Source organism: Pseudomonas sp. SDO52101_S400 (genome assembly GCF_054071635.1).
The window spans coordinates 52,653-69,947 of record NZ_JBSVWF010000008.1; the positions used below are offsets into that span (position 1 = coordinate 52,653).

The 17,295-nt window shown below is 60.6% G+C and carries 18 protein-coding genes; 9 read left to right on the forward strand and 9 right to left on the reverse strand.

Annotated features, from left to right (window positions below; genetic code table 11):
• Window positions 1-41: 41 nt before the first annotated feature.
• The 3 genes from ACW9HX_RS05925 to rpoE are packed head-to-tail and all read right to left on the reverse strand — an operon-like array spanning window position 42 to window position 2,213.
• A complete protein-coding gene (locus tag ACW9HX_RS05925; RefSeq protein ID WP_457379844.1) occupies window positions 42-1,004 on the reverse strand; it encodes a MucB/RseB C-terminal domain-containing protein in 963 nt (320 codons plus the stop codon).
• Between the two features lie 8 nt (window positions 1,005-1,012).
• Window positions 1,013-1,600 carry a sigma-E factor negative regulatory protein gene (locus ACW9HX_RS05930; RefSeq protein WP_096819414.1) on the reverse strand — a complete coding sequence of 196 codons (588 nt, stop codon included), beginning with the start codon at window positions 1,598-1,600 and terminating at the stop codon, window positions 1,013-1,015.
• 31 nt (window positions 1,601-1,631) lie between these two features.
• On the reverse strand, window positions 1,632-2,213 hold the full coding sequence (gene rpoE, locus ACW9HX_RS05935) for an RNA polymerase sigma factor RpoE (protein WP_003172477.1): 582 nt from the start codon (window positions 2,211-2,213) through the stop codon (window positions 1,632-1,634).
• A gap of 557 nt (window positions 2,214-2,770) precedes the next feature.
• On the opposite strand from rpoE, the gene nadB reads away from it, so the two are divergent.
• Window positions 2,771-4,387: an L-aspartate oxidase gene (gene nadB, locus ACW9HX_RS05940; RefSeq protein WP_457379845.1), complete on the forward strand. Its 1,617-nt coding sequence runs from the start codon at window positions 2,771-2,773 to the stop codon at window positions 4,385-4,387.
• Here the strand turns inward: nadB and ACW9HX_RS05945 are convergent.
• Window positions 4,356-4,808 carry a protein YgfX gene (locus ACW9HX_RS05945; protein ID WP_457379846.1) on the reverse strand — a complete coding sequence of 151 codons (453 nt, stop codon included), beginning with the start codon at window positions 4,806-4,808 and terminating at the stop codon, window positions 4,356-4,358. The genes nadB and ACW9HX_RS05945 overlap by 32 nt on opposite strands.
• Window positions 4,792-5,046 carry an FAD assembly factor SdhE gene (locus ACW9HX_RS05950; RefSeq protein ID WP_007957989.1) on the reverse strand — a complete coding sequence of 85 codons (255 nt, stop codon included), beginning with the start codon at window positions 5,044-5,046 and terminating at the stop codon, window positions 4,792-4,794. Before ACW9HX_RS05950 ends, ACW9HX_RS05945 begins: the two co-directional genes overlap by 17 nt.
• Before the next feature lie 149 nt (window positions 5,047-5,195).
• Here ACW9HX_RS05950 and ygfZ point away from each other — a divergent pair, with 149 nt between their 5' ends.
• Complete coding sequence (ygfZ, locus tag ACW9HX_RS05955) at window positions 5,196-6,137, forward strand: CAF17-like 4Fe-4S cluster assembly/insertion protein YgfZ (RefSeq protein WP_457379847.1); 942 nt, start codon at window positions 5,196-5,198, stop codon at window positions 6,135-6,137.
• Between the two features lie 35 nt (window positions 6,138-6,172).
• Window positions 6,173-6,994 (forward strand): HDOD domain-containing protein, encoded by an 822-nt coding sequence (locus ACW9HX_RS05960; protein ID WP_457379848.1) that lies wholly within the window; start codon window positions 6,173-6,175, stop codon window positions 6,992-6,994.
• Between the two features lie 3 nt (window positions 6,995-6,997).
• Here ACW9HX_RS05960 and ACW9HX_RS05965 read toward each other — a convergent pair whose 3' ends face one another.
• Together ACW9HX_RS05965 and ACW9HX_RS05970 are read right to left on the reverse strand one after the other, a co-directional pair.
• The gene (locus ACW9HX_RS05965) at window positions 6,998-8,383 is read right to left on the reverse strand and encodes a sensor histidine kinase (RefSeq protein ID WP_249485008.1); all 1,386 of its coding nucleotides are present in this window, start codon (window positions 8,381-8,383) and stop codon (window positions 6,998-7,000) included.
• On the reverse strand, window positions 8,376-9,047 hold the full coding sequence (locus tag ACW9HX_RS05970) for a response regulator (RefSeq protein WP_457379849.1): 672 nt from the start codon (window positions 9,045-9,047) through the stop codon (window positions 8,376-8,378). The genes ACW9HX_RS05965 and ACW9HX_RS05970 overlap by 8 nt, the downstream gene beginning before the upstream one ends.
• Window positions 9,048-9,284: 237 nt before the next feature.
• Here ACW9HX_RS05970 and ACW9HX_RS05975 point away from each other — a divergent pair, with 237 nt between their 5' ends.
• Genes ACW9HX_RS05975 through ACW9HX_RS05995 form a run of 5 tightly spaced genes read left to right on the forward strand, consistent with a single transcriptional unit; the run spans window position 9,285 to window position 14,652 of the window.
• On the forward strand, window positions 9,285-10,577 hold the full coding sequence (locus ACW9HX_RS05975) for an OprD family porin (protein ID WP_457379850.1): 1,293 nt from the start codon (window positions 9,285-9,287) through the stop codon (window positions 10,575-10,577).
• A gap of 39 nt (window positions 10,578-10,616) precedes the next feature.
• Window positions 10,617-11,594 carry a Bug family tripartite tricarboxylate transporter substrate binding protein gene (locus tag ACW9HX_RS05980; RefSeq protein WP_457379851.1) on the forward strand — a complete coding sequence of 326 codons (978 nt, stop codon included), beginning with the start codon at window positions 10,617-10,619 and terminating at the stop codon, window positions 11,592-11,594.
• 56 nt (window positions 11,595-11,650) lie between these two features.
• Window positions 11,651-12,109, forward strand: coding sequence for a tripartite tricarboxylate transporter TctB family protein (locus ACW9HX_RS05985; protein ID WP_457379852.1), 459 nt, complete (start codon window positions 11,651-11,653; stop codon window positions 12,107-12,109).
• Between the two features lies 1 nt (window position 12,110).
• Complete coding sequence (locus ACW9HX_RS05990) at window positions 12,111-13,625, forward strand: tripartite tricarboxylate transporter permease (protein ID WP_025110679.1); 1,515 nt, start codon at window positions 12,111-12,113, stop codon at window positions 13,623-13,625.
• The gene (locus ACW9HX_RS05995; RefSeq protein ID WP_457379853.1) at window positions 13,618-14,652 is read left to right on the forward strand and encodes an AbrB family transcriptional regulator; all 1,035 of its coding nucleotides are present in this window, start codon (window positions 13,618-13,620) and stop codon (window positions 14,650-14,652) included. Before ACW9HX_RS05990 ends, ACW9HX_RS05995 begins: the two co-directional genes overlap by 8 nt.
• Window positions 14,653-14,772: 120 nt before the next feature.
• On the opposite strand, the gene ung is transcribed toward ACW9HX_RS05995, so the two are convergent.
• A complete protein-coding gene (gene ung, locus ACW9HX_RS06000; RefSeq protein ID WP_457379854.1) occupies window positions 14,773-15,465 on the reverse strand; it encodes a uracil-DNA glycosylase in 693 nt (230 codons plus the stop codon).
• 132 nt (window positions 15,466-15,597) lie between these two features.
• Here ung and ACW9HX_RS06005 point away from each other — a divergent pair, with 132 nt between their 5' ends.
• On the forward strand, window positions 15,598-16,710 hold the full coding sequence (locus tag ACW9HX_RS06005) for an enoyl-CoA hydratase/isomerase family protein (protein WP_457379855.1): 1,113 nt from the start codon (window positions 15,598-15,600) through the stop codon (window positions 16,708-16,710).
• Window positions 16,711-16,761: 51 nt separating this feature from the next.
• Here the strand turns inward: ACW9HX_RS06005 and ACW9HX_RS06010 are convergent, their stop codons facing one another.
• Complete coding sequence (locus tag ACW9HX_RS06010; protein WP_096819427.1) at window positions 16,762-17,163, reverse strand: hypothetical protein; 402 nt, start codon at window positions 17,161-17,163, stop codon at window positions 16,762-16,764.
• Window positions 17,164-17,295: the final 132 nt, after the last annotated feature.

Consider the following 17,295-nt stretch of genomic DNA (forward strand, 5'->3'; position numbering starts at 1 on the left):
TTTCACGTCTCGATGACGAGGTGGAAACAGCTGGAATCAGCTCACTGCTTGCTGGTTGCAGCGCCATCATTGCGTATCGACAAGGCAATCCGCTCAGCGGTGCCGATTGGAATCTCGCCGACAACCGTTACCATCACCTCACCTTGAGGCGTGGTCAAACGACGGGATACGGCAACGGTAGGGCCCAACTGAGTCCGGGTATCGGTGACGGTTGCACCGTTAAGCGGCTCGAGGAACACAGAGAAACGCGCCAGACCATCGTCATACAGCAGGCTGTTGACCTGCGTCTTGGTCTCGGGATCCTTGTGCGAGGAACTGCTGGTGAGCTCAAAACCCGGAGGCAGCCAGTCGGAGCGCCAGACCTGCGCGGTCTTGACGGCAGAAGCCTTGTCGCCTTCAAGGTTTACAGGCTTGCAATCGGAAGCGGCTTGAAGATCTTTGTCGGACGGAACCTCAGAGGTCTCCAGCCGAGTGAACTGGAACCGCTCAAGCAACTGCCCGTTATCGTTGAGCAACAACGACTTGAGCGGCAACCCCGTTTCCTTGTCCAGATGCAGTTCGAATCCGTAGCGATGCTGATCGCGTGGCGTCAGCGAGACAATCACCGCTTCACGCCCGGCCACACGCGACTTGCCAATGACGGCAAGGTCATACCAATTCTTCAGCTTTTGAGGATCAAGAGGACGAGCAGCAGAGTTGGGAGAGTCCCCCAGCCCCGCAATCAGGGTGCCGCTGACGCATTGAGTATGCCCATCAACGCGCACGACTTCCTGAGCCGATCCGTCGAGCTGAAGCAAACGCTCGCGGATCTGACCATTCTGGACACGATGCCAGATGTTATGGGTAGAAAAACTACCATTACGCTCGTAAACGAATGTGCCGTGAAAGCTTTGCTGCTGCTCGGCCTGGCCCAGACGGGTCAGCCAGTCCTGGGCCTCGTCGGCGTGGGCTGGAACAATGAACCAGCCACTGAGCAGAAGCGAAAGTAGAGGTATGGCGCGCATGATCCTCCTTAACGGTTTTCCAGACTTGCTGCACGCGCGTAAGGCAAGGCGCTTTCAGTACCTTTCAGGGCAGCTTGTTGAGCGTGTTGGCGCAGGTAACCTGGCAGACGTTGATCGTGCCAGCCTGGCTGACCTTGCAGCACACCATTGGCCATAGGACCGGTGGCTTCCGAACTCTCATTGTAGCCTGCCAATACCGCAGGACCTTTCACTTGAGGAACGGCCAATGCAGGCTGATTGGATTGCTGCGCCAGTTCAACACCGGCAATTTCGTCGTGGTTATACAGACGAACACCCGCCAGAACGGCAACGGTCACCGAGGCTGCAACGGCCAGACGACCCAGGCTGCGCCATGGACCGCGGGACACTTTGGCTGGAGTGGCTTCGTCTTCCAGTGCAGCAGACACTGCCGCAGCGAGATCCAGGCGTGGAAGCAGCAGATCCTTGTGCATGGCTGCCCGAGCGATCTGATAACGAGCCCAGGTTTCACGGGTTTCAACATCGTCCAGTGCATTGAGCACTCGACGCAATTCCAGTTCGTCCGCTTCGTTATCCATCACTGCGGACAGCGATTCCTGCAGGGCTTCACGACTCATGGCGTTCCTCTCTTGGCTGTCGCCGCTGTCTTTAGTTTTCCTGCAACAACGGCTGCAGGGCTTTATCGATGGCCTCCCGGGCGCGGAAAATCCGGGAGCGCACGGTACCAACCGGACATTGCATGACGCTCGCGATGTCCTCGTAACTCAGACCATCGAATTCGCGCAAAGTTAAAGCCGTGCGCAAATCCTCTGGCAGTTGCTGAATGGTTCGATGGACGGTGCCTTCGATCTCATCCCGCAGCAATGCACGTTCAGGAGATTCGAGATCCTTCAGGCCGTGATCGCCGTCATAGAACTCTGCATCTTCGGAACTGACATCACTATCCGGCGGCCGGCGGCCGCGTGAAACCAGATAGTTTTTCGCCGTGTTGATGGCGATGCGGTAAAGCCACGTATAAAACGCACTGTCTCCGCGGAAATTTCCTAGTGCCCGGTAAGCCTTGATAAAGGCTTCTTGAGCAACATCCTGGGCTTCATGGGTGTCGTGCACGAAACGCACGATCAACCCGAGAATTTTGTGTTGATACTTCAACACGAGCAGATCGAAAGCTCGCTTGTCGCCGCGCTGAACGCGCTCGACCAGCTGCTGATCCTCTTCCTGGGTTAGCATGAACACTCCTCGATAAACTCGGAGGAAGCTTGCATGACTAAACGACCGGACTTGCAAACATAGACTCGGGCTTTTCGCAAAAGTTCTCCCCCTCCAAGCAAGTTTCCTGCGGGCTCTGATTTGGCACGCACGAAAAACGCAGCGCGGGATAAACCGGCTGCGCGAATAATCTTTTCATCGGCTCGCCGGCTAGAACCCAACCGCAGGTTCCGCATTGAAGCCGACACTGTCCCTTGTTTCGGGCAACTGTCTATTGATCTTGGGCCTCTGGCAAAAGTTCCAAATATTTATAGACGGGCCACGCCGACATTGGGCAACCGTGAGCAGAAAAAGCATGTTTCATCTGCGATACAGTCGCTTTTTCCCAAAACCGGCAAAAAAACATCCGACAAAGCGTCCGTATTTTTCCGTCACGGTAGTTTCACAATGCCATATCGGCCCGGCTATTGTGCCGCCCCACCCCTCTATATACTAGTGGGCTGTGTGGCTGTCTCGACTCGCCGATCCGCCTGTCTTGCGCCAACCCCGACCCGGGTCGCTTTGAGCGGAATCCTGAAATGAGCCAACAGTTTCAACACGATGTTCTGGTGATTGGCAGCGGCGCTGCCGGTTTGAGTCTCGCGCTGACCCTGCCCGGTCACTTGCGCATCGCCGTATTGAGCAAGGGCGATCTCGCCAACGGTTCGACCTTTTGGGCCCAGGGTGGCGTCGCGGCCGTGCTGGACGACACCGACACTGTCGAATCCCACGTCGACGATACGCTCAATGCCGGCGGCGGCCTGTGCCATGAAGACGCAGTACGTTTCACTGTCGAGCACAGCAAAGAGGCGATCCAGTGGTTGATCGATCAAGGCGTGCCGTTCACCCGCGATGAACAGTCCGGCACAGAAGACGGCGGTTTCGAATTCCATCTCACTCGTGAAGGCGGCCACAGCCACCGCCGTATCATCCACGCCGCCGACGCCACCGGCGCCGCGATCTTCACAACCTTGCTGGCCCAGGCAAAAGAGCGCCCGAACATCGAGTTGCTGGAGCAACGCGTAGCCGTCGATCTGATCACTGAACGACGCCTTGGACTGGACGGCGACCGCTGCCTGGGTGCCTACGTGCTCAACCGCAAGACCGGCGAAGTCGACACCTACGGCGCCCGGTTCGTGATTCTGGCTTCCGGCGGTGCAGCCAAGGTCTATCTCTATACCAGCAACCCGGACGGTGCGTGCGGCGATGGCATCGCCATGGCCTGGCGCTCGGGTTGCCGGGTAGCGAACCTCGAATTCAATCAGTTCCACCCCACCTGCCTGTATCACCCACAGGCCAAGAGCTTCCTGATTACCGAAGCCCTGCGCGGGGAAGGTGCGCATTTGAAGTTGCCGAACGGCGAGCGTTTCATGCAGCGTTTCGACCCGCGCGCCGAACTGGCGCCACGGGACATCGTCGCCCGGGCCATCGACCACGAAATGAAGCGTCTGGGCGTCGATTGCGTCTATCTCGACATCAGCCACAAACCCGAAGCGTTCATCAAGACGCACTTCCCGACGGTTTACGAGCGCTGCCTCGGATTCGGCATCGACATCACTAAACAGCCGATTCCGGTCGTACCGGCGGCGCACTACACCTGCGGCGGCGTCATGGTCGACCAACAGGGTCGCACCGACGTGCCCGGGCTGTACGCCATCGGCGAAACCAGCTTCACCGGCCTGCACGGCGCCAACCGCATGGCCAGCAACTCGCTGCTGGAATGTTTCGTCTATGCCCGTTCGGCAGCCGCGGACATTCTGGAGCAACTGTCCGACATTGCCATCCCCCGCGCCCTGCCCGCCTGGGACGCGAGCCAGGTGACCGATTCCGATGAAGACGTGATCATCGCGCACAACTGGGACGAGTTGCGGCGCTTCATGTGGGACTACGTAGGCATCGTGCGCACCAACAAACGCCTGCAGCGTGCTCAGCATCGCGTGCGCCTGTTGCTGGACGAAATCGACGAGTTCTACAGCAACTATAAAGTCAGTCGCGATCTGATCGAGTTGCGCAACCTGGCACAAGTGGCGGAACTGATGATCCGCTCAGCCATGGAGCGCAAAGAGAGCCGAGGCCTGCATTACACCCTCGACTACCCTGATCTGCTGCCCGAAGCACTCGATACTATTCTGGTGCCGCCCACCTACGCCGGCTGAACTTGAGGCGTACCCGCAGGCGTCGGTGCAGATCCGCCGCCTGCGCATCCCGGGGCACGCAGATCGACCTGACCCGACGCTCGCCACGCAAACGAAAGCGCAGCACCACAATCAATGGCAACGCCAGACTGTCGGGGCGCAACTGCACCGACTGCCAGCCATCGACCTGATTCCACAACTGCCAGCCATCGGCATCGCGGCGCAATCCGCAGAATGCCTTGGGATGACTCAGTAGAATCTGCCGGGGCAACACCCACGCAGCATGGATCAGACAGGCGACTGCACCGAGCAGACTGCCCCAGAAAGGCAGGACAAGCAGAAACAGTGTGCACAGGGCGAACGCCTGGGCCAGGAGATATGCCGCCAGCAAATGCCGTGAGGCCTGCCAGCGGCATTCGAACGTGTTACTTGGGCTGGACACGATCCAGAATCATGCGAACCATGCGTTGCAGCTCGGGGTCTTCGGACTCGCTGCGCTCCATGAACCAGCCGAACATGTCCTGATCCTCGCACTCGAGCAGGCGGACATACAGCGCGCGATCCACCTCGTTCAGATTCGCGTAGACCTCTTTCACGAATGGCACCAGCAGCACGTCAAGCTCAAGCATGCCGCGACGGCTGTGCCAAAAGAGGCGATTCAGTTCAACTTGTTCGACCATGGAGCCCTCCTCAAATAGGCGGCAAGTATACAGGCCCGACACAGGGCGAACAGTCGGCTTTGGTCGGTCACCACCGATCCTTTATGAACTACCCATTTCAACACCACCCCCTTATGATGTGCCCCAGTCTATTTATCCTGCGATGACCCATGGCCGATTCTGCTTTTTTCTGCACCCTGTCTCATGAAGGCGTTCTCGCGGTTCGCGGCGCGGATGCCGGCAAATTCCTGCAAGGCCAGCTGACCTGCAACATCAATTACCTGAGTGATACCCAGGCCAGCCTCGGCGCCCGCTGCACGCAGAAAGGCCGGATGCAGTCGAGCTTCCGCATCGTGCTTGAAGGCGACGGTGTGCTGCTGGCCATGGCCGGCGAGCTGCTGGAGCCGCAACTGGCGGATCTGAAAAAGTACGCCGTGTTTTCGAAATCGAAACTGACCGACGAAAGTGCCTCCTGGGTGCGTTTCGGCCTGGATCATGGCGATGCCGCCTTGAGCAGCCTGGGTCTGGACCTGCCCGCAGAGACTGACAGCGTGGTTCGCCACGAAGGCCTGATCGCGATTCGCGTATCCCCGAACCGAGCCGAACTCTGGGTGCCGGCCGATCAGGCCGACAGCATCAAAGGCAAGCTGTCCGCACAATTGACCGAAGCAGAACTCAATCAATGGCTGCTGGGGCAGATCCGCGCCGGGATCGGCCAGGTCATGCCGAGCACTCGTGAGCTGTTCATCCCGCAGATGCTCAACCTGCAGGCCGTCGGCGGCGTGAGTTTCAAGAAAGGCTGCTACACCGGCCAGGAAATCGTCGCGCGCATGCAGTACCTGGGCAAACTCAAACGTCGCCTGTACCGCGTGCAACTGGACGTCAGCGAATTGCCGGAGCCGGGCACCCCGCTGTTCGCCCCGAGCCACGGCAGCTCCATCGGCGAAGTGGTGCTGGCCGCCCGTACCGAAAAGAATATTGAACTGCTGGCGGTGTTGCAGGCCGAAGCTGCCGAAGCGGGCGATTTGCATCTGGGCACGGCCGAAGGGCCGGCGCTGCACTTGCTCGACCTGCCTTACGAACTGGATCGCGACCGCGAAATCCAGCGTTGATCGCAGCATTTGTTGCTACACCCTAGAGAATTGACATGAGTGATCTGGCGGATAAGGTCCAACAGGATTTGGTTGAGGCCATCGATAACGATGACCTGGTTCTGCCAACGTTACCGGAAGTGGCCCTGCAGATTCGCAAGGCCGCCGAAGATCCGGATATCAGCGTCAGCGACCTGAGCAAAGTGATCGGCCGTGACACGGCGTTGTCGGCGCGCCTGATCAAAGTGGTGAACAGCCCGCTGCTGCGCGCCACTCAGGAAGTTACCGACCTGCACACCGCCATCACCCGGTTGGGCGTCAACTACAGCAGTAACCTGGCGATCGGCCTGGTGATGGAACAGATCTTCCACGCCCGCTCCGATGTGGTGGAGCAGAAGATGCGCGAAGTCTGGCGCAAGAGCCTGGAAATCGCCGGCATCAGCTACGCCCTCTGCCGCCGATATACCCAACTCAAGCCCGATCAGGCTGCGTTGGGCGGACTGGTGCACCAGATCGGGGTACTACCGATCCTGACCTACGCCGAAGACCACTACGAATTGCTGTCCGACCCGGTCAGCCTCAACCATGTGATCGACCACATTCATCCGCTGCTGGGCGACAAGCTGCTTCGAGTCTGGGAATTCCCCGAGCGGCTGGTGGAGTTGCCAGGACTGTATCAAGACTTGAAACGCGATTCGTCGCAGATCGATTACGTGGATCTGGTGCAAGTGGCCAGCCTGTATTGCCACAAGGACACTGACCACCCCCTCGCCCGTATCGACCCTTTCAGCGTGCCGGCCTTCCGCAAACTGGGGATCGATCCGGACAACAAAGTGCTGTGTGCCGACCTGGAAGAATCGCGGTCGATGTTTTACTGACCGTCAACCGGCAATAAAGCTCACCCGCACCTTCAACCCCGCCTGCTCGCCATCGTGCAAAGTGATCTGCGCCAGATGCGCGCGGCAGATTTCCCCGACAATCGCCAGCCCCAGCCCGGAACCGGCAACCTGCTGGTTACGCCGGTAGAAACGCTCGAATACCCGGTCACGATCATCCTGCGGAATGCCCGGGCCATCGTCTTCAACTTCCAGCACCGCCGGCGACAGGACCCGCAAGATCACATTGCCGCCCGACGGCGTGTGCGCCAGTGCGTTGTCCACCAGATTGCTCAGCAGTTCGTTGAGCAATGTCGGCTCGCCGCGCAACCAGACCGGTTCGTCCGCTTCCAGTGCCAACGCCACACCGCGAGCGTGAGCCAGCGGCGCCATCGCCATGCCGAGCTCCCGGGCCAACTGGCTCAGATCGAGCAACTGCGCGCCACCCTCGGCAATCGCCCGGGCGCCGTTTTCCACTCGAGCCAGCGACAGCAACTGGTTGGCCAGATGGGTCAGGCGATCCGTGCTTTGCGCCGAAGATTCCAATGTGTCACGCCAAGTCTGCGGCTCGCTTGAGCGCAGGCCCAACTCAAGTCGCGCCTTGAGCGCCGCCAGCGGCGTGCGCAGTTCATGGGCCGCATCGGCGATGAACTGCGCCTGACGCTCGAACTGCCCGCGCAAACGCTCGGTGAAGTGATTGAGCGCCCGCACCAGCGGCCACAATTCGTGCTGCACTTCCACCAATGGCAAGGGCCGCAGATCATCGGGCTGACGCTCCTCGACCGCCGTGCGCAAACGCTCGATCGGCCGCAACGCGGCGCTGACCGCAAACCACACCAGCAACAACGCACCAATCGCCAGCATGCCCAGTCGTAACAAGGTATCGGCCGCAAGACTACGAGCCATGCTGACGCGTGCTTCGTCGGTTTCGGCGACTCGGATTTCCGCCATGCCGTTCATGTTCGGTTCGGTCACTGCTTTCAACAGACTGACGACGCGCACGTTCTGGCCCTGATACGTCGCGTTGTAAAAACGTGCGAGCGCCGGATAGCTGTCGGTTCTCGGCGTTCCCGGCGGCGGGCCCGGCAGGTTCTCGTAGCCGGAAATCAGCTTCTGATGGATGTCGTTGACCTGGTAATAAATGCGCCCCGCACTGTCGTAGGCGAATGTGTCGAGGGCCACGTAAGGCACGTCGGCGCTGAGGCTGCCGTCTCGCTGCGAGAGGCCGGCGGCGATGGTCCGCGCCGACGCCAGCAAGGTGCGGTCATAAGCGGTGTCGGCAGCTTCGCGACCGTTCCAGTAAGCGCTCAGGCCGCTGGCCAGCATCAACACCACCAGCAACAGCGCGAGGTTCCACAACAACCGCCAGCGCAGGCTACTGGGCTTATGCATCGCGACTTTCCAACAGATAGCCAAGGCCACGGAACGTCACGATGGCCACCGGTTGGCCGTCGAGTTTCTTGCGCAGGCGATGCACGTAGATTTCGATGGCGTCGGGGCTGGCTTCCTCGTCGAGGCCAAACACTTGCGACGCCAGTTGCTCCTTGCTCATTACCCGGCCCGGTCGGGCAATCAACGCTTCCAGCACCGCTTGCTCGCGGGACGTCAGCGTCAGCAGTTCTTCGCCGAGGGTGAAGCGCCGAGTGTCGAGGTCATAGGCCAGCACACCACAACGCTGCTGGCGTTCGCCACCGAGCACGCTACGGCGCAGCAGGGCTTTGACCCGCGCCTCAAGCTCGGTCAGTTCAAACGGCTTGGCCAGATAGTCGTCGGCCCCGAGATTGAGCCCGTGGACGCGGTCCTTGACGTCACTGCGGGCCGTCAGCATCAGCACCGGCAGGTTCTTGCCCCGGGCTCGCAGGCGCGCCAGCACTTCAAACCCGTCCATGCGCGGCAGGCCGACATCAAGGATCGCCACGGCGTATTCCTCGCTGCCCAGCGCCAGGTCAGCGGCCACGCCATCGTGCAGCACGTCCACGGTCAGACCGGTGCTCTTGAGCGCCTGGGCGACACTTTCGGCCAGTGGCAAATGGTCTTCGACGAGCAGAACACGCATGGATCTCTACCTCATTCAGGGATGGCCGACGCCATTCTTTGCCGCGGAGTTTACAGCCGCAACCGCCGCTGTGAAGCCCGAAATCCGGGAAAGTCAGCTGAAAGGTTAGCGAAAGGTTAGGCCGTTAGAGTCGGCCCACGGACAGTTCCGACTGCCGTCGCTGATGCCACACAGCGATAAGAAAAACGCCTCGAAGCGTTTTCAACCAATAAGAACAATAAACGGAGTACACCTCGCATGCCGTCCTTGCAGACCAAGGCTCTTACGCCTGTTCGTCCTTCCCGTTTCAGCCACACCGCCCTTGCCAGTGCCGCCGCCCTCGCCGGTTTCGCACCGATGAGCTACGCCGATTTCATCGAAGACAGTTCCGCCACCTTCGAAACCCGCAACATGTATTTCAACCGCGACTTTCGCGATGGCACCAGCGCCCAGCAGTCCAAGCGCGACGAGTGGGCCCAGGGGTTCATGCTCAATCTGCAATCGGGCTACACCGACGGCACCGTGGGGTTCGGTGTCGATGCTCTGGGGATGCTGGGGGTCAAGCTCGATTCGAGCCCGGACCGCACCGGCACCGGCCTGCTGCCGACCCACGATGACGGACGCGCAGCGGACGAATACTCCAAGCTCGGCCTGACCGGCAAAGTGAAGATCTCTGCCACCGAGCTGAAGATCGGCAGCCTGATTCCGGAATTGCCGATCCTCAAGCCGAACGACGGGCGGATCCTGCCGCAGACTTTCGAAGGTGGTTTGCTGACCTCCAAGGAGATCAAGAACCTGACCTTCACCGGCGGACGCCTGGACAAGGCCAAGGACCGCGACAGCACCGATTTCGAGGACATTGCCCTCAACAACAAGAACGGTCGTTTTGCCGGAACCGTTGCCGGCAAGCATTTCGACTTTGCCGGCGTGGACTACAAGTTCACCGACAAGATCACCGGCAGTTACCACTTCGCGCAACTCGATGAAGTCTATAACCAACACTTCTTCGGACTGGTCGCTTCGCGGCCGATGGGCCCGGGCACTTTCGCCACCGACCTGCGCTTCGCCGTCAGTGATGATCAGGGCGCAGCCCGTGGCGGCGAGATCGACAACCGTTCCCTCAACGGCCTGGTCAGTTACGCCCTGAGCGGCCACAAATTCACCGCCGGTTATCAGCACATGTCCGGCGACAGCGCCTTCCCGTATGTCGATGGCAGCGACCCGTACCTGGTCAACTTCGTGCAGATCAACGACTTCGCCGGCGCCGAAGAACGTTCCTGGCAGGCACGCTACGACTTCGACTTCGCCAAACTCGGCATCCCCGGCCTGAGCTTCATGAGCCGCTACTTGAGCGGTGACAACATCAAGCTCAAGAACGGGGACGAAGGCAAAGAGTGGGAGCGCAACACCGAGATCAAATATGTAGTACAAAGCGGCGCCCTGAAGGACGTTGCCGTGCGTTTGCGTAATGCCACTTACCGTTCCAACTACTCCGCTCGCGATGCCGATGAAGTGCGTCTGCTGGTGAGCTATAGCGTTGCCCTTTGGTAATTCAGTACGTCCATAACAACAACTCCCAAGGAGACTTAGATGAACTTATCACTGCGTAAAGTTGCTCTAGCCGCTGGCGTCATGCTGTTCGCCGGCCAACTGATGGCCGAACCCAAGCGTCCGGAATGCATCGCCCCGGCCTCCCCCGGCGGCGGTTTCGACCTGACCTGCAAACTGGCGCAAAGCGCGCTGGTCAACGAAAAACTGCTGACCAAACCGATGCGCGTGACCTACATGCCCGGCGGCGTCGGCGCGGTGGCGTACAACGCCGTCGTGGCCCAGCGCCCGGCCGATGCGGGCACACTGGTGGCATGGTCCAGCGGTTCGCTGCTTAACCTGGCCCAAGGCAAGTTCGGCCGTTTCGATGAAACCAACGTACGCTGGCTGGCGGCCGTCGGCACCAGCTACGGCGCCATCGCGGTGAAAAGCGATTCGCCCTACAAGAACCTCGACGATCTGGTCAAAGCGCTGAAGAAAGATCCGAGCGCCGTGGTCATCGGCTCCGGCGGCACCGTCGGCAGCCAGGACTGGATGCAGACTGCCTTGATCGCCAAAGCCGCCGGGATCAACCCGCGCGATCTGCGCTACGTCGCCCTCGAAGGTGGTGGGGAAATTGCCACCGCGCTGCTCGGCGGCCACATTCAGGTCGGCAGCACCGACATCTCCGACTCCATGCCGCACATCCAGAGCGGTGACATGCGCCTGCTGGCGGTCTTCGCCGAAAACCGCCTCGACGAACCGGAAATGAAGGATATTCCCACCGCTCGCGAGCAAGGCTACGACATCGTCTGGCCAGTGGTTCGCGGCTTCTACCTCGGGCCGAAAGTCAGCGATGAAGACTACGCCTGGTGGAAAGGCGCCTTCGACAAACTGCTGGCCTCCGAAGACTTCGCCAAGTTGCGTGATCAGCGTGAACTGTTCCCGTTCGCCATGACCGGCCCGGAGCTGGACACCTACGTGAAGAAGCAAGTCGCGGACTACAAAGTGCTGGCCAAAGAGTTCGGCCTGATCCAGTGATCGCCTCTGACTAGCGTCCATGGCCCCCTCACCGGGGCCATGGCAGGAGTTCCCTCATGCTTATTCAACGCATTTTCGCCTCGATGCTGTTGCTGGTCTGTGCCGGCCTGGCATTGATGGCGTGGCCTTATCAGGCAGCGTTTTCGTACGAACCTGTGGGCCCGCGGGCGTTTCCCTTGCTGATGCTCGGTCTGATGAGCCTGGCGCTGCTGTACATGGTATTTCGCCCGGCACCGATCAAGCACAGCGAAGACGAGCCACCACTGGATCGTGAAACCCTGACCAAGATCGGCATCTGCGTGGTCCTGTTGCTGGTGTTCGCCGGCACTTTCGAACCCCTTGGTTTCATCGCTGCCAGCATCCTCACCGGTGTACCGATGGCCCGCCTGTACGGCGGGCGCTGGGTGCCGAGCGTGGTGATCATCAGCCTGATGGCCGTCGGTCTTTACCTGCTGTTCGACCGTTTGATGGACGTTCCGCTGCCTCTCGGCCTGCTCGACGTTCTGGAGAACTGATATGGATACTCTTGGCTATTTGGGTCAGGGTTTCGGCGTTGCGCTGAGCCCGTACAACCTGGTGACCGCCCTGTGCGGCACGCTGATCGGCACGGTCGTCGGCCTGCTGCCGGGACTGGGGCCGATCAACGGCGTAGCGCTGCTGATCCCGATCGCGTTCGCTCTCGGCCTGCCGCCGGAGTCGGCACTGATCCTGTTGGCGGCGGTGTATCTGGGCTGCGAATACGGCGGCCGGATCAGCTCGATCCTGCTGAACATTCCGGGTGAAGCCTCCACCGTAATGACCACCCTCGACGGTTACCCGATGGCCCGCAAAGGCCTGGCCGGTGTGGCACTGTCGCTGTCGGCATGGAGCTCGTTCATCGGCGCGTTCATCGCCACCTGCGGTATGGTGCTGTTCGCACCGCTGCTGGCGAAATGGGCGATAGCCTTCGGCCCCGCGGAATATTTCGTACTGATGGTGTTCGCGATTGTCTGTCTCGGTGGCATGGCCGGTGACCGTCCGCTGAAAACTTTCATCGCGGCATTGATCGGTCTGTTTCTGTCGACCGTCGGCATCGACGCCAACAGCGGCGTGTACCGCTTCACCGGCGACAACATCCACCTGACCGACGGCATTCAGTTCGTCGTACTGGTGCTGGGTCTGTTCTCCATCAGCGAAATCCTCCTGCTGCTGGAAAAAACCCACCACGGCCAGGAAGCGGTGAAGGCCACCGGCCGGATGATGTTCAACTTCAAGGAAGCGGCGTCGGTGTTCGTGGTGAATATCCGTTGTGGCGTGCTCGGTTTCATCATGGGCGTACTGCCGGGGGCCGGCGCAACGCTGGCCAGTGCTGTGGCCTACATGACAGAGAAACGCATCGCCGGTGCCAGCGGCAAATTCGGTGAAGGCGATGCCCGTGGCCTCGCGGCGCCGGAAACCGCCATCGGCGGTGCGGCGTGCGGCGCACTGGTGCCGATGCTGACCCTCGGCGTTCCAGGTTCCGGCACCACGGCGGTGATGATCGGCGCCCTGTCGCTGTACAACATCACGCCGGGGCCGCTGCTGTTCCAGCAACAACCGGACATCGTCTGGGGCCTGATCGCTTCGTTGTTCATCGCCAACGTCATGCTGGTGATCCTCAACATCCCGATGATCCGCGTGTTCACCCGCATCCTCGCCGTGCCGAACTGGGCGCTGGTGCCGGTCATCGCGATCATCACCGGGATCGGCGTCTATGCCGTGCATGCGACGACATTCGACCTGTTCCTGATGATCGGCATCGGCATCTTCGGTTACATCCTGCGCAAGCTGGACTTCCCGTTGTCGCCACTGCTGCTGGGGTTCATCCTCGGCGGGCTGATGGAGCAGAATCTGCGGCGTGCGCTGTCGATCTCCAACGGTGCGCTGGAAATCCTCTGGTCGAGCCCGATCACTTTCGGTTGCTGGATTCTGACGGCGATCATGCTGTTGATGCCGATCATCCGTATCTGGCGCAAACGCTCGGCCGCGCAACGCGCCATTGCCGATGTTTGATCGCTCCTCCCTCAAAACCTGGTGGGGAACCCCGCTGGTCGGTCTGCTTGGCGGCTTTGTCGCCAGCCAGATCGGCTGGCCGCTGCCGTGGATGGTCGGCTCGTTGCTGGCGATCATCCTGGTGCGCTGCCTGACCCCGTGGCAGCTCACCGAAATCCCTGGCGGCCGCAAGTGCGGCCAGTGGATCGTCGGGATCGGCATCGGCCTGCACTTCACCCCGCTGGTGATGGAGCAGGTACTCAGTCACTTCGGCCTGATCTTCTTCGGGGCGCTGGTCACCAGCCTGTCGGCGGTGGTTGGCGTGTGGCTGATGCGTCGCACCGGTGAAGATCGCGCCACCGCATTCTTTTCCAGCATGCCCGGCGGTTCCGGCGAGATGGTCAACCTCGGCGCACGCAACGGCGCGATGCTCAGCCATGTCGCGGCCGGGCAAAGCTTGCGGGTGCTGGTGGTGGTGCTGTGTGTGCCGGCGGCGTTCAAATATCTGCTGGGCGATGGCGCCCCGATTTCACACGCCGGCAGCGTCGATTGGCGCTGGCTGGCGATTCTGTTTCCGGCGGGTGGCTTGCTCGCCTGGGGCTGGCAACGTCTGCGCCAGCCCAATCCGTGGCTGTTCGGCCCCTTGTTGGTCAGCGCGGCAGTGAGTATCGGTTGGGACTTGCACCTTGGTCTGCCCAATGGCGGCAGCCAGATTGGTCAGTGGTTGATCGGCAGCGGGCTGGGTTGTCACTTCAACCGGCAGTTCTTCCGCCGGGCGCCGTCGTTCATGGGGCGCACGCTGATTGGCACCGCGTTGACGATGCTGATCGCAACACTGGCGGCGCTGGGTTTAAGTGCGATGACTCATCTGGACCTGCGCTCTCTGACTCTGGGCATGATGCCCGGCGGCATCGCAGAGATGAGCCTGACGGCGGAAACCCTGCAACTGTCGGTACCGCTGGTGACGGCGATGCAGGTGATGCGGCTGTTGTTTGTGCTGTTTCTGGCGGAGCCGTTGTTCAAGTATTGGAACCGTAATCCCGAGTAACCCAGAAAAACCGAGTTGCCTTCTTCGCGAGCAAGCCCGCTCCCACATTGGTCATGTGAACGCCGCAAAACCAAAGTGGGAGCGGGCTTGCTCGCGAAGGGGCCGGCCCCGGTCACCCTATCAAAGCGGCGGCAGACGCCACTCGATCGGCGCTTCGCCGTTCTGTTCAAGGAACTTGTTGGTGCGACTGAAGTGCCCGCAGCCGAGGAAGCCACGATAGGCTGACAGCGGCGACGGATGCACCGACGTCAGCACCAGATGTTTGGTGGCGTCGATCAGCTTCTGCTTGCTCTGCGCATGGGCGCCCCACAGCATGAACACCAGATGTGGCTGCCGCTCACTGACCACTTCGATGATCCGATCCGTGAAGAACTGCCAGCCCTTGTCCTTGTGCGCATTGGCGTTGGCGCGCTCGACGGTCATGGTGGTGTTGAGCATCAACACGCCCTGATCGGCCCAGCTCTGCAAATAACCATGGTTGGGAATGTCGATGTTCAGGTCGCGCTTCAACTCTTTGTAGATGTTGACCAGCGACGGTGGCGCCGGCACGCCCGGTTGCACCGAGAAGCACAAGCCGTGGGCCTGACCCGGCCCGTGGTACGGGTCCTGGCCGAGGATGACCACTTTCACCTTATCCAGCGGCGTCGAATTAAGCGCATTGAAGATCATCGGGCCCGGCGGATAGATTTCCTTGCCGGCCGCCCGTTCCTGCTGCAGAAAAGTGCGCAACTCTGCCATGTAAGGCTGGTCGAATTCGGCACGCAGTGCCTCCTTCCAGCTCGGTTCGAGTTTGATACGGTCGTCAGCAGTCATGGTCATACCCGGCAAAAACAATGGGGCGAACCCTAGGAAAGCCGACCACGCTTGTCAATTGATCTGACGCAGATCCGGCACTTTCCCACACAGCGATCATACTGATCGTTCAAATTCCCGATCGAGGTCACGATGAATCTGCACTTCGAAGAACTCACCGGCACCGACGGCGCCCGCATCGGCGTGGCCAGTCTGGATGCCGAAAAGTCGCTCAATGCGCTGTCCCTGCCAATGATTCATGCCCTGAGCGACAAACTGAACACCTGGGCCAAGGATCCGCAAATCGTCTGCGTGCTGCTGCGCGGCAATGGCGCCAAGGCTTTCTGTGCCGGTGGCGAGGTGCGCAGCCTGGTGGAGGCCTGTCGCGCCCACCCCGGCGAAGTGCCGCCGCTGGCCGCACAGTTTTTCAACGCTGAATACCGTCTGGATTACAGCCTGCACACCTACCCGAAACCGTTGATCTGCTGGGGCCATGGTTATGTGCTGGGCGGCGGCATGGGCCTCTTGCAAGGTGCAAGCATCCGGATCGTCACGCCGAGCAGTCGTCTGGCGATGCCTGAGATCAGCATTGGCCTGTACCCGGATGTCGGTGGCAGCTGGTTTCTGTCTCGACTGCCGGGCAAGCTCGGATTGTTCCTCGGCCTGACCGGCGCACACATGAACGGTCGCGATGCGATCGATCTGGATCTGGCCGACCGCTTCCTGCTCGACGAACAGCAGCAGGAACTGATCGACGGTTTGCTGCAACTGAACTGGCAGGAACAGACCGCCATGCAGCTCAACAGCCTGCTCAAGGCGTTGCAGCAGGAAGCCGTGGCACAGATGCCGGAAGCGCAATGGTTGCCGCGCCGTCGGCAGATCGATGAGCTGCTGGATGTCAGCGACGTGACCTGCGCCTGGAAAGCCATCAGCCTGCAACGGGACAGCAACGACCTGTTGATTGCCCGGGCGGCGAAAACCATGAGCGAAGGCTCGCCGCTGACCGCGCATCTGGTTTGGGAACAGATCGTCCGCGCGCGCCACTTGTCGCTGGCCGAAGTCTTTCAGATGGAATACACCCTGAGCCTCAACTGCTGCCGGCATCCGGAGTTCAGTGAAGGAGTGCGGGCGCGGCTGATCGACAAGGATCACAAACCGCATTGGCATTGGCCGGACATCACACGGGTGCCGGATGCAGTGGTAGAGGCACACTTTCACAAAGTCTGGGAGGGGCGGCATCCGCTGGCGGATCTCTCCAGTTACTGAAATCCGGGCACAAAAAAAGCGGCGCTCAATGCGCCGCTTTTTTGCGGGTGGTTACCAGCGGTTACCGCGCCAGTGATCGCCGCGTCCGCTATGTCGGTCGTAGTCGCCACGACCCCGGTGATCGTCCCAACCACCGCGACGGTGGCCATCCCAGCGTCCGCGATCATCGCCGTGCCAGCGGCGACTCTCGTAATAGCGCGGGGCCGGTTGGTAGTAACGAGGCGCCGAGTAATAACGTGGCGCCGGTTGGTAATAGCGCGGTGCTGGCTGGTAGTAGCGCGGGGCCGAATAGTAAGTGCTGCCGCCGCTGTAATAAGTGCCACCGCTGTTGTAGTACGAAGGAGATTGGGAGGTGTAGACCTCTGAGGTGTAGTAGCCATCTCCGTAGGAGTAAGGGACGCAACCGCCAATCGAAAAAAGCATCACGGCAAGCAGAAGAATTCGGCGATACATGGCGGCCTCCTGGACCGCGGGTAGCCACACCAGCGACGCTGGCAGGCGTCAGTCTTTTATTCGGCGACTGACGAATTATCTGACAGCGTTTTCGGAATCTGGTGCGTTTCTGTAACAACTTGAAACAAGTGA